General features: G+C 75.9%; 10 protein-coding genes and 1 tRNA gene. 6 read left to right on the top strand and 5 right to left on the bottom strand.

Going from position 1 to position 11342, the window contains the following annotated elements; translation table 11 throughout:
- Positions 1 to 388: 388 nt before the first annotated feature.
- Genes RM540_RS15635 through RM540_RS15630 form a run of 3 tightly spaced genes read right to left on the bottom strand, consistent with a single transcriptional unit; the run spans position 389 to position 2702 of the window.
- Positions 389 to 1771 carry a PFL family protein gene (locus RM540_RS15635; protein WP_311665836.1) on the bottom strand — a complete coding sequence of 461 codons (1383 nt, stop codon included), beginning with the start codon at positions 1769 to 1771 and terminating at the stop codon, positions 389 to 391.
- Positions 1772 to 1800: 29 nt separating this feature from the next.
- Positions 1801 to 2211 (bottom strand): four helix bundle protein, encoded by a 411-nt coding sequence (locus RM540_RS16450; RefSeq protein ID WP_349256338.1) that lies wholly within the window; start codon positions 2209 to 2211, stop codon positions 1801 to 1803.
- A 23-nt stretch (positions 2212 to 2234) separates the two neighbouring features.
- On the bottom strand, positions 2235 to 2702 hold the full coding sequence (locus tag RM540_RS15630) for an ACT domain-containing protein (protein ID WP_311665834.1): 468 nt from the start codon (positions 2700 to 2702) through the stop codon (positions 2235 to 2237).
- A gap of 214 nt (positions 2703 to 2916) precedes the next feature.
- Between RM540_RS15630 and RM540_RS15625 the strand changes: the two genes are divergently transcribed.
- Positions 2917 to 4536, top strand: a complete 1620-nt coding sequence (locus RM540_RS15625; protein ID WP_311665832.1) for an FAD-dependent oxidoreductase — start codon at positions 2917 to 2919, stop codon at positions 4534 to 4536.
- Positions 4537 to 4596: 60 nt separating this feature from the next.
- Here RM540_RS15625 and RM540_RS15620 read toward each other — a convergent pair whose 3' ends face one another.
- Positions 4597 to 4935 (bottom strand): hypothetical protein, encoded by a 339-nt coding sequence (locus RM540_RS15620; RefSeq protein ID WP_311665831.1) that lies wholly within the window; start codon positions 4933 to 4935, stop codon positions 4597 to 4599.
- A gap of 146 nt (positions 4936 to 5081) precedes the next feature.
- Positions 5082 to 5154 (bottom strand) — tRNA-Ala (locus RM540_RS15615).
- A gap of 187 nt (positions 5155 to 5341) precedes the next feature.
- Between RM540_RS15615 and RM540_RS15610 the strand changes: the two genes are divergently transcribed.
- The 5 genes from RM540_RS15610 (at position 5342) to RM540_RS15595 (ending at position 11308) form a co-directional block, all read left to right on the top strand.
- Positions 5342 to 7879 (top strand): aspartate kinase, encoded by a 2538-nt coding sequence (locus tag RM540_RS15610; protein WP_311665829.1) that lies wholly within the window; start codon positions 5342 to 5344, stop codon positions 7877 to 7879.
- Between the two features lie 92 nt (positions 7880 to 7971).
- On the top strand, positions 7972 to 8349 hold the full coding sequence (locus RM540_RS16445) for a four helix bundle protein (RefSeq protein ID WP_349256337.1): 378 nt from the start codon (positions 7972 to 7974) through the stop codon (positions 8347 to 8349).
- Positions 8350 to 8384: 35 nt separating this feature from the next.
- Positions 8385 to 9134, top strand: a complete 750-nt coding sequence (gene dapB, locus RM540_RS15605; protein ID WP_311665827.1) for a 4-hydroxy-tetrahydrodipicolinate reductase — start codon at positions 8385 to 8387, stop codon at positions 9132 to 9134.
- A 277-nt stretch (positions 9135 to 9411) separates the two neighbouring features.
- On the top strand, positions 9412 to 10362 hold the full coding sequence (gene dapA / locus RM540_RS15600) for a 4-hydroxy-tetrahydrodipicolinate synthase (RefSeq protein ID WP_311665825.1): 951 nt from the start codon (positions 9412 to 9414) through the stop codon (positions 10360 to 10362).
- 103 nt (positions 10363 to 10465) lie between these two features.
- Positions 10466 to 11308, top strand: a complete 843-nt coding sequence (locus tag RM540_RS15595) for a 2,3,4,5-tetrahydropyridine-2,6-dicarboxylate N-succinyltransferase (RefSeq protein WP_311665823.1) — start codon at positions 10466 to 10468, stop codon at positions 11306 to 11308.
- The last annotated feature ends 34 nt before the right edge of the window (positions 11309 to 11342 follow it).

Here is an 11342-nt window from a genome sequence, read left to right as displayed (position 1 = left end):
CGGACCCAAAGGGCGGACCCAAAGGGCGGGGTGGTGGACGACGCGGGCGGGGCGGTCTGAGAAAGATGCCGCCCCGCCCCCTACCGCCCCGCCCAACGACGGGCAGCCGTAGGGACACGACTCGTCGTGTCCAGGGCGGGCAGACCCAAAGGGCGGGGCGGTTCTGGACGCCGCCGCCCGTAGCCGCCCCGCCCGTGGCGCGGTGAGTTCGTCGGGCGATTGCGGACACCACGCGTGGTGCCCTACGAATCCGCTCTGCCCAGAGGCTGGTGCCCGGCGGCGTTGCACGCAACGCCGCTACGTCGGCCGCCCCGGCGCGGGCGGGGTGGAGCACCTCCGCTGCCCGCTGCCCGCTGCCCGCTGCCCGCTCACGTCTGGGCGGGGCGGCTCAGTTGGTCAGGCTGCGGATGGGCGCCGGGATGCGGCCGCCGCGCCGGGCGAACACGGCGTTCGAGACGTCGGAGACGGGCATGATCGGCGCCCGGCCGAGGAGCCCGCCGTAGTCGGCCCACTCGCCGACGCCCTTGCCGGCGACCGGCAGCAGCCGCACGGCCGTCGTCTTGTCGTTGACCATGCCGATCGCGAACTCGTCGAACAGGATGCCCGCGATGGTCTCGGCCGACGTGTCGCCGGGGACGGCGACCATGTCGAGGCCGACCGAGCAGATCGCGCTCATGGCCTCGAGCTTGGCGAGCGAGAGGGCGCCCGAGGCTGCGGCCTCGATCATGGCCTGGTCCTCCGACACCGGCATGAACGCCCCGCTCAGGCCGCCCACGTGGCGGGCCGCCATGAGCCCGCCGCGCTTGACGGCCTCGTTGAGCATGGCGAGCGCCGCCGTCGTCCCGGGCGCGCCGACCTCGCCGAGCCCCATCGCGCGGAGCACGTCGCCGACCGAGTCGCGGTCGGCCGGCGTCGGCGCGAGCGAGATGTCGACGACGCCGAACGGGACGGGCGTGCCCACGCGGTCCTCCAGGCGCTCGGCCACGCGGCGGCCGATGAGCTCGCCGGCGCGCGTGATCTTGAACGCCATCGTCTTGATCGCGTCCGTGACGGCGCCGAAGTCGGCGTCCGGCCCCAGCGCCTCGACGGCGCGGAGCACGACGCCCGGGCCGGAGATGCCGACGTTGAGCGCGCTCCCGGGCTCGCTCGGCCCGTGGAAGGCGCCGGCCACGAAGGGGTTGTCGCCGACTGCGTTGCAGAAGGCGACGAACTTGGCGCAGCCGATCGAGTCGCGGTCGGCCGTCCGCGCGGCCATGCCCTTGATGGCGCGGGCGACGGCGAGCACGGCGTCGGCGTTGATGCCGGCCTTCGTGCTCCCGCAGGCGACCGACCCGCACACGCGGTCCGTGGTCGCGAGCGCTTCGGGGAGCGCCTCGATAAGCGCCGCGTCGCCGGGCGTCGTGCCCTTCTCGACGAGCGCGCTGAAGCCGGCCAGGTAGTCGACGCCGACCTCGGCCGCGGCCCGGTCCAGCGTGTGCGCGAGCTCCACGAACTCCTCGGGCGAGAACCCGTCGGCGACGAGCGCGGCCGGCGTGATCGAGACGCGCTTGTTGGCGATACGGACGCCGTACGTCCGCTCGACCTCCTCGGCCGCGGCCACGTGGTGCTCGGCCGTCTGCGTGACGCGGTCGTAGACGTTCTGCCGCGTCGAGGCGGCGTCCCGGCTCTGGCACCCCCGGAGGCTGATGCCCAGCGTGACGGTGCGGATGTCGAACGCGTCCGCCTCCGTCATGCGGACGGTTTCGAGAACTTCGGGGAGGGATACAGGCATGGAGGGATAGAGGGATGGGGGGAGGCGGCTCAGGCACCGAGCGACCGGATCAGGCCGTGGAGCATCCTCCGAACGTGGTCGATGTGCTGGAGGAGCGGGGCGGCTCCTTCTGCCGTGAGGAGGCCGACCCGCTCCGCGACAATGAGTTGGGTGCGGACTTCGTAGAGCGACCCCCGAGCGATTCGGAGGAATCGGGCGTAGTCCTGTGTCGACCCGCGTCCCCACCCCTCTGCAATGTTCGATGGAATCGAAACGGCAGCGCGGCAGAGTTGAGAGGTCAGCCCAAACCGCTCGTCTTTCGGGAACGCGCGAGTCGCGCCGTAGACGAGCTCGCAGAGCGAGATCCCCTCTTGCCACACTCGGAGGTCTTCGTAGCTCCTGACGCCAGATTCCGCGACACGCCCGACTCCAGGCTCGGCCCATCCCTCTTCATCCCGCATCCCCCATCCCTCGTGCCCCCCGCTCACGGCCGGTGCATGGCCTGGAAGAGGTCCTCGTGCTGGAGGAGGACGCGGGCGCCGAAGGCGTCGCCGCGCGCCTGGAGGCGGTCGCGGGCGGCGCCGAGGTCGGCGTCGGCGTCGAGGTCGGCCACGAGGACGACGGTGAAGTAGCCCTGGAGGATCTTCTGCGACACGTCGAGGAGGTTGGCGCCCGAGGCCGCGAGCTCGGCCGTGATGGCGGCGAGGATGCCCGGCGTGTCGCGCCCGTAGGCCGTCACCACGACGCGCGTCCGCCCCGCCCCGCCGGCCGCCGCGCTTTCGGAGCCGCCCCGCCCGGCGCTCGGGGCGGGGCGGGGCGGGGCCGCGGCCGTCTCCGGCGCCTCCAGGACCGCCCGCGCCACGCGCTCGACGCGCTCGGGCGTGGCCTCGCCGCCGAGGGCGTCGGCGATCCGGTCGATGAGGGCGCGGACGTCGGGGGCGGGGCGGGGCACGGCGGGCGGGGCGGAGGGGGAGGGCGGGCGCGTCCCCCGGGTTCGGGTGCCGCGGGACCGCGCAAACCTACCGCCGCCCCGCCCGTCGGCCACCCCGCCCGACGAGTCCGCCCGTCCACGCCGCCCGGCGCTCGGTGGGGGCGGGGCGGCGAGGAACCGCGCGCGGCGGCGCTCGTGACGCCCTGCCACCCCGCCCCGCCCTCTGGGTCCGCCCATGCCCGACTTTGTCCGCGTCGCCTCCGTCTCCGACCTCGCCGACGGCGAGATGCGCCAGGTGTCGGCCGACGGCACGGACGTGCTCCTCTCGCGCGTCGACGGCCGGTTCCACGCCTGCACCGCGTTCTGCACGCACTACGGCGCCCCGCTCGCGACGGGCGCCCTGTCCGGGACGACCGTCGTGTGCCCGTGGCACCACGCCGCGTTCGACGTGGCCTCGGGCGCGCTCTGCGAGCCGCCGGCGCTCGACGCGCTCCGCACGTTCGAGGTCAAGATCGAGGGCGACGACGTGCTCGTCCGCGTGCCCGCCGACGCCGACGAGCACGGGAAGGGCGTGGCCTACCGCGAGAGCGACGGCGAGACGCCGGGCATGGCCGCGCGTACCGAGGACGACCGCCTGTTCCTCGTCCTCGGCGCCGGGGCCGCCGCTGGGGCCGCCGCCGAGGCGCTCCGCACCGAGGGCTACCGCGGCCGGCTCGCGCTCGTGACGATGGAGACGCGGGCGCCGTACGACCGGACCAAGCTGTCGAAGGCCTACCTCGCCGGCGACGCTCCCGAGAGCGCGCTCCCGCTCCGCGACGGGGCGTTCTACGAAAAGCACGGGATCGAGGTGTGGACCGATCGGACCGTCACCGGCCTCGACGCCGACGCCCGCGAGGTCTCGTTCGAGGGGGGCGAGCCGGTCACGTACGACGCCTGCCTCGTCGCAACGGGCGGCACGCCGCGCCGGCTCCCCATCGACGGCGCCGACCTGGACGGCGTCCTCCTGCTCCGCTCCTGGGCCGACGCGCAGGACGTGGTCGAGCAGGCGGGCGGGGCGGAGCGCGTCGTCGTCATCGGCGCGTCGTTTATCGGCATGGAGGCGGCCTCCAGCCTGAACGCGCGCGGCGTGGACGTGACGGTCGTGGGCAAGAGCGACGCCCCGTTCGCGTCGGCGATGGGCGCGGACGTCGGGCGCGTGTTCCAGCGGGCGGCTGAGTCCAAGGGCGTGGCCTTCCGGCTCGGCGCCGGAGTGGACCGCATCGAAGCGGCCGACTCCGGCGGCCTCCGCGTGGTCGTGGGCGGGGAGGCGCTCCCGGCCGACGCGGTCGTGATGGGCGTCGGCGTCTCGCCGGCGACGGGCTTCCTCGACGGCGCCCCGTTCCGCCGCGACGACGGCGGCCTCGTCACCGACGCCGCGCTCCGCCTCGCGCCCGGCCTCTTCGCGGCCGGCGACGTGGCCGCGTTCCCCGACGCGCGGCTGGGTAAAACGGTCCGCATCGAGCACTGGCGGCTGGCCCAGCAGCATGGGCGCGCGGCGGCGCGGAACATGCTGGCCGAGGGCGACCCGACGGTCGCGGACACGCCGTTCGACGGCGTCCCCTACTTCTGGACCGGCCAGTTCGGGCTCAGCCTCCGCTACGTCGGCCACGCCGAGGACTGGGACGAAGTCGTCGTGGACGGCTCGCTCGACGACGCCGAGTTCCTCGCGGCCTACGTCGAGGGCGGGGCGGTCCGCGCGGTCGCCGCGGTCGGCCGCGACCAGGACGCGGCGGCGTTCCACCTGCTCATGGCCCAGGGCCGCACGCCGACGCCGGCCGACATCCGCCAGGGCGTGGACCTCCAGGCCCGGCTCTAGCGCCACCCTGCCCCGCCCGCGCAGCGCGTTGTCCTGCGGCGTCGCCGGTGGGCGGGGCGGCTAGTCGTCGACGAGGTCGTCCGCCTCGCCGAACGTGACGTCCCACGCCTCGTCGTCGGCCTCTCGGTGCGGGTGTCCGTCCTCGATCCACTCGTGCGTGCCCGGGGCGTCGTAGACAACGGGCGCGTGGTGCCCGGGCGTCTCCCCGTAGATCAAGGCCGCCGCCCCGCCCGCGCCGGCCAGCAGGGCGATGAGGGCGCCGCCGACGAGGAGCCGCCGGCGTCGAGCGGGCGGGGCGGACGCGCGGCGGGCGCCGGAGGAGGCCGCGGAGCGACCGCCGCTCGGGGCCGAAGGCGCGCGCCTCGAGCTGGGCGGAGGTGAGGCCGTCGAGGCCGTCACGCCGCTCGAAGTCGGTGGTGGACATGGGCGGGCGGGGTGGAGCCGCAGGGTAGCCGGCGCCCGCGCGCCCGTCAAGCCACCGCCCGCCGCCCCGCCCGCGCACGAAAAAACCGACCCTGGCGCGAGGCCGGGGCCGGTTCGGGACGTGGAGCATAACGGATTCGAACCGTTGACCTCTTCACTGCCAGCGAAGCGCTCTACCAACTGAGCTAATGCCCCGGAGGGTCGCCGGCGGACCAGCGAGCGCCCAAGATAGGGAGCCGCCGCCGCCGCGGTCAATGGAGCACGGGCGAAGACGCCCCGCCCCGCCCGCCCGCCCCGAGCGGGGCGGCCTAGCTTTGGGCCGCCCCGCCCGCTGGCCCCTCGGGGTCGTCCTTTGGGTCCGCCCCGCCCTCCAGGTTCGCCCGTGCCCGACCGCCCCGTCCACGTCGACAAGTTTGGCGGCACGTCCGTCGCCACGCCCGAGCGCGTCCGCCGCGTGGTCGAGATCGTCGCGGGCGGGGTGGGGGAGGGGCCGCGTGGGGAGGGCGCGGGCCGGCGCGTCGTGGTCACGTCGGCGTTCGGGGGCGTGACCGACCGGCTCCTCGACGCCGTCGAGGCGGCCGTCGGGCGGACCGGCGCGCACCGCGAGATCCTGGCCGCCCTCCGCGCGCGGCACGCCGACGCGCTCGCCGCGCTCGCGCCCGAGTCCGAGCGGGACGCGCTGGGGCGCGCGCTCGATACGCTGTTCGTCGAGCTCGGCGAGCTCCTCTACGGCATGTACCTGCTCCGCGAGTGCACGCCCCGGTTCCGCGACGCCATCGTGTCGGCCGGCGAGCGGGCCGCCGTCCCGCTCGTCGCCGCCGCGTTCCGGGCGGCCGGGCACGCGGCGGTCGCCCTCGACGCGACCGCGTTCGTCCGCACCGACGACGCGTTCGGCGAGGCGGCGCCGGACCTCCCCGAGACGCGGCGGCTCGCACGCGCCGCTCTCGCCGCCGTGCCCGCCGACGCCGTCGCCGTCGTGACCGGGTTCGTCGGGTCGACCGCCGACGGCGTCACGACGACGCTGGGGCGCTCGGGCAGCGACTACACGGCGACGCTCCTCGCCGGCGCCCTCGACGCCGCGGCCTGCGTGATCTGGACCGACGTCGACGGCGTCCTCTCGGCCGACCCCCGCGTGGTGCCCGAGGCGTTCCCGCTGGAGCACCTGAGCTACGCCGAGGCCGCCGAGCTGGCCCACTTCGGCGCCAAGGTGCTCCACCCACGGACGATGCGGCCGCTCGTGCGGGCCGGCATCCCGCTCCAGATCAAGAACACGCTGCGGCCCGAGGCGCCGGGCACGCGCGTCGGCCCCGCCCCGCCCGGTGCGGAGCCTTCGATCCGCGCCGTGACGGCGATCCGCGGCGCCGCGCTCGTTCGCGTCGAGGGCGCCGCCGTGCTCGACGTGGCCGACCTGGGCCGGCGCGTGCTCGCCCCGCTCGCGGACGGCGGCGTGCCGGTCTCGCTCGTGGCCCAGGCCTCGGCCGAGGGCAGCTTCGGGCTGGCCGTCCGCGAGGCCGACGCCGACGCGGCGGTCCGCCTGCTCTCGCGCGCGCTCGCCCGCGAGGTCGAGCGGGGCGACGTCTTCGGCGTCCGCGCCGAAGGGGGCGGGGCGGTCGTCGCGGCGGTCGGGTCGGGGATGCACGGGGCGACGGGCTTGGCCGGGCGCTTTTTCCACACGCTCGCGCGGGCGCACGTGCCCGTCCGCGCCGTGGCCCAGGGCGGGGGCGACCACACGATCTCGGCCGTCGTCGCCGACGCCGACGCGGCCCGCGCGGTCGGCGCGCTCCACGAGGCGTTCGCGCTCCGCCGCCTCCGCGCCCACGTTGTCGTGGTCGGGGCGGGCGCGCTGGGCCGGCGCGTTCTCGCGCTTCTCGGCGCCGAGTCCGAGCGGCTCCGCGCGGGCGGCCTCCACCTCGTCCTCGCCGGCGTCGCCGACAGCCGGCGGCTCGCGTGGGAGCCCGACGGCCTCCACCCCGCCCAGGCGCTCGACGCGCTCGCCGCCGCCCCGCCCGCTCCGGGCGTGCTCGACGCGCTGACGGACCGGCTCGCGGCGGCCCGCCTGGAGCGGCTCGTGGTCGTCGACGCGACGCCGAGCGCCGACGTCGCCGCCCGCCACGCGGCGTGGCTCGCGGGCGGGGCGGCCGTCGTCACGCCGAACAAGGAGGCGGCGGGCCGCTCGGCGGCGGCATGGGGCGAGGTCCAGCGCGCGGCGCGGGACGCCGAGGCCCCGTACCTCTACGAGGCGGCGGTCGGGGCCGGCTTGGGCGTCGTCGCCCGCCTCCGCGACCTCGTGCGCACGGGCGACCGCGTGCTCCGCGTCGAGGGCGTGCTCTCGGGGACGCTCGCGTTCGTGATGAACCGGATGCGCGACGGGGCCGCGTTCTCGGCCGCCGTCGCCGCCGCCCGCGACGCCGGGCTGACCGAGCCCGACGTCCGCGACGACCTCTCGGGCCGCGACGCGGCGCGCAAGCTGGCGCTGCTCGCCCGCGAGGTGGGCCTGGACGTGGCCGCCGCCGACGTGGCCGTCGAGGGCCTCGCGCCCCCGGCCCTCGCCGACGTGCCGCTGGCCGCGTTCTGGGACCGGCTCCCCGAGGCCGACGCCGACTGGCAGGACCGCCCCGCCCCGCCCCGCCCACCCGCGAGCGGGGCGGAAATCAGCGCACCGGACGACGCGCCCGGGCGGGGCGGCGAGCTCCAGTACGTCGCGCGCCTCGACGCCGACGGCTCGATCCGCGCCGGCGTCGAGGCGGTCGCCCCGGGCTCGCCGTTCGCCGGCCTCCAGGGCGCCGAGATCGCCGTCGCCGTCTGGACCGAGCGGGGTGGCCCGCGCCCGCTTGTCCTCCGCGGCCCCGGCGCGAGCGCCGACGTCACGGCGGCCGTCGTCCTGGCGGACGTGGTGCGCGCGGCGGAGGCGATGCGGTAGGGCGGCGTTCGGCGAGCAGCGTTCGGCGAGCAGCGGGCGGGTTGTGTCGGGGCTCGCTTGGCGTCTAGCGGTGGCACCACCGGACCGACACGATGGCCTCCGTTCCGCTGACGGACCTCAACGCGTACCGGACGGCGTTCCGACTGCAGCAACACGTTTTCCAGGTGACGCGCAGCTTTCCGAAGGAGGAGCGGTACTCGCTTACGGACCAAGTCCGCCGCTCGTCACGCTCCGTAGGGGCCAACATTGCGGAGGCGTGGCGAAAGCGGTCGTACCCCGCCCACTCCGTAAGCAAACTATCGGACGCCGACGCAGAGTTGGAAGAGACGCGGCACTGGCTGAGAACGGCGCACGCGTGTGGGTACCTTTCGGACGAAGACCGAGACCGGCTTCTCGCTGGGGCGGACGAGGCCGGGCGCGTGGTCGGCTCTATCATGCGGCGCCCCGGTGCATGGTGCCGAGGTCCGTAACCGCACGCTGCACGCCGCACGCTGCTCGCTCTACCGTGACGATCGCCCTTGTAGGAACCGGCCGGATGGGCCAGGCTGTCGAGGCCGTCGCCGCCGAGCGCGGCCACGAGATCGCCGCCCGGTTCGACGCGGCCGCCCCGCTCCTCGACGCCCGCGACGCCGACGCCCTCAACGGCGCCGACGTCGTCGTCGACTTTTCCCTCCCCGCCCTCGCCCCCGACCACATCCACCGCTACGCGGCGTGGGGCGCCGACGCCGTCGTCGGCACGACGGGGTGGACGGAGCACCTCGACCGCGTCCGCGCCTGGGTCGAGGAGGGCGGGGCGGGGCTGATCTGGGCGCCCAACTTCTCGCTCGGCCTCGCCCTCGTCGAGCGCGCGCTGCGCGGCCTGCTCCCGCTCCTCGACCGGCTCGACGACTACGACGCGGCCGTCCACGAGGTCCACCACACGGGCAAGGTCGACAGCCCGAGCGGGACGGCGCTCCGCCTGGCCGACGTGCTCCTGGAGGGCCTCGCGCGCAAGACGCACGTCGAGCCCGAGGCGCAGCACGGGGCCATCGACGCCACGGCGCTCCACGTGACGAGCCAGCGGCTGGGGGCGGTCTTGGGCGAACACGTCGTCACGCTGGACAGCCCGGTCGACCAGATCGAGGTGGTGCACCGGGCCAAGAGCCGGCGGGCGTTCGCCGTCGGCGCCGTCCGCGCGGCGGAGTGGGTGCGCGGGCGCCGCGGCCTGTTCACGCTGGACGACATGATCGGGGAGGGATTGAGGGACGTGGGATGAGGGATGAGCGGAGCCGCCCCGCCCTCAGCGCCCGCCCCGCTCGTGTCCGCCCCGCCCGCACCCCCCGTTCGCGCTCTGGTCGCAGCGGCCCCGCCGCCGCTCCCCCGGTCGCGCGAATTGTCCCCCTTGAATAAGGGGGACAGCCTTTCGCCCCTGAGCGCAGCGATGGGTGAAAGGCGGGGGGTGCCCGCCCCGCCCTCCGGTTCGCCTGGAGCCTCGGCGGCCCGCTCCGCGTTCGGCCCATCCCTCCGATCCCTCCATCCCGCATCCCTCCACCATGGGTCCCACCCGCCAGCCCGTCTTTCGCGGCACCGCCCCCGCCCTCGTCACGCCGTTCGCGCCGGACGGCGAGATCGACGAGGACGCGTTCCGGCGCCTTATCGACGTCCAGATCCAGGGGAGCGCGGACGCGGGCGGGGAGGTGTACGGCGGCGTCGAGGCGCTCGTCGTGCTGGGGACGACGGGCGAGAACCCGACGGTCACCGACGACGAGCGGCGGCGGCTGGTCGAGATCGCCCTGGAGCACACGGCCGGCCGCGTCCCGGTCGTCGTCGGCACGGGGACGAACAGCACGGCCCAGAGCGCCCGCTACTCGCGCGAGGCCGCCGACGCCGGCGCCGACGGGCTCCTCGTCGTCGGCCCGTACTACAGCAAGCCGACGCCGGACGGCGTGCTCGGCCACGTCGCGGCCGTGGCCGACGCGACCGACTGCCCGATCGTCCTGTATAACGTGCCCGGGCGGACCGGCTCGAACTTGACGGCCGAGACCCAGCTCCGTGTGACCGAGGCGGTCCCCAGCGTGGTCGGGCTCAAGGAGGCGTCGGGCGACCTGGGCCAGATCGCCGACGTGATCGCGGGCGTGCCCGACGGCGTCGCCGTCTACTCGGGCGACGACGACCTCGCGTTCCCGACCGTCTGCCTGGGCGGGGCGGGGCTGATCTCGGTGATCGCGAACGCGGCGCCGGGGCCGATCTCGGAGATGGTCCGCCGCGCGCTCGCCGATGACGTCGCCGGCGCGCGCGCGCTCCACTACGCGCTCTTGGACGCGATGCGGGCGAGCTTTTTCGAGTCCAACCCCGCGCCCGTCAAGGCCGTCCTGGCGGAGATGGGGCGGATGTCCGAGACGCTCCGGCTCCCGCTCGCCCCGCTCACCGACGCCGCGCGCCGCCGCGTGCTCGCCGCCTACGCGCCGCTCGTCGCCGCCGGCCGCGAGGCGCAGGCGGCCTGACTCGCCGCCCCGCCCCGCCCGTGCGGCTCCGCCCTGGATCCACCCCGCCCGCACCGAGGGCGGGGCGGCCCGCCCACCGACTCACCGACCTACGGACCCCCCGATGACCGTGACCGACCTCCAACTCGACATCACCCACCACGCCGACCAGCCGACCGACGCGCTCGACCGGCCCGCCGCGCGCGAGGCGTTCGACGCGCTCCTGGACGCCCTCGAAGCCGGCGAGGTCCGGTCCGCCGAGCGGGGCGGCGACGGCGTGTGGCGCGCGAACGGGTGGGTCAAGCGCGGCATCTTGCTCGGCTTCCGCCTGGGCGAGATCGTGGACCAGTCCGAGGGGCCGTTCGCCTTTTTCGACAAGGACACCTACCCCACGCGCCCGTTCGGCCCCGACGCCGGCGTGCGGATCGTGCCCGGCGGCTCGACCGTCCGCCGCGGGGCGTACCTCGCGCCGGGGACCGTCTGCATGCCGCCCATGTACGTCAACGTGGGCGCCTACGTCGGGGCGGGGACGATGGTCGACAGCCACGCGCTCGTGGGGAGCTGCGCCCAGGTGGGCGAGCGGGTCCACCTGAGCGCCGCGGCCCAGCTGGGCGGGGTGCTCGAACCCATCGGCGCGGCGCCGGTCGTGGTCGAGGACGACGTGTTCGTCGGCGGCGGCTGCGGCGTCTACGAGGGGACCGTCGTTCGCGAGCGGGCCGTGCTCGCGGCCGGCGTGATCCTGACGCGGGCCACGCGGCTCTACGACTTGGTCAACGAGACGGTCCTCCGCGCCGAGGGCGGGCTGGGGCTGGAGGTCCCGGCCGGCGCCGTCGTCGTGCCGGGCACGCGGGCGGTCGACTCCGACTTTGGCCGGGCGCACGGGCTGGGGCTCTCGGCCCCATGCGTGGTCAAGTACCGCGACGCCTCGACCGACGCCTCGACCTCGCTCGAAGAGGCGCTGCGGTAGAGCAGGTAGAGCAGGTAGAGCAGGTAGAGCAGGT

The organism is Rubrivirga litoralis, assembly GCF_031846415.1.
Taxonomy (GTDB): Bacteria; Bacteroidota; Rhodothermia; order Rhodothermales; family Rubricoccaceae; genus Rubrivirga; species Rubrivirga litoralis.
Note: the sequence above shows the minus strand (reverse complement) of the source record. Positions and strands in the feature narration are given on the sequence as shown.

Bases quoted from the DNA above. Each gene is read 5' to 3' on its own strand.
- RM540_RS15635 (WP_311665836.1), bottom strand. From the start codon at position 1,771: ATGCCTGTATCCCTCCCCGAAGTTCTCGAAACCGTCCGCATGACGGAG.
- RM540_RS16450 (WP_349256338.1), bottom strand. From the start codon at position 2,211: ATGCGGGATGAAGAGGGATGGGCCGAGCCTGGAGTCGGGCGTGTCGCG.
- RM540_RS15625 (WP_311665832.1), top strand. From the start codon at position 2,917: ATGCCCGACTTTGTCCGCGTCGCCTCCGTCTCCGACCTCGCCGACGGC.
- RM540_RS16445 (WP_349256337.1), top strand. From the start codon at position 7,972: ATGGCCTCCGTTCCGCTGACGGACCTCAACGCGTACCGGACGGCGTTC.
- dapA (WP_311665825.1), top strand. From the start codon at position 9,412: ATGGGTCCCACCCGCCAGCCCGTCTTTCGCGGCACCGCCCCCGCCCTC.
- RM540_RS15595 (WP_311665823.1), top strand. From the start codon at position 10,466: ATGACCGTGACCGACCTCCAACTCGACATCACCCACCACGCCGACCAG.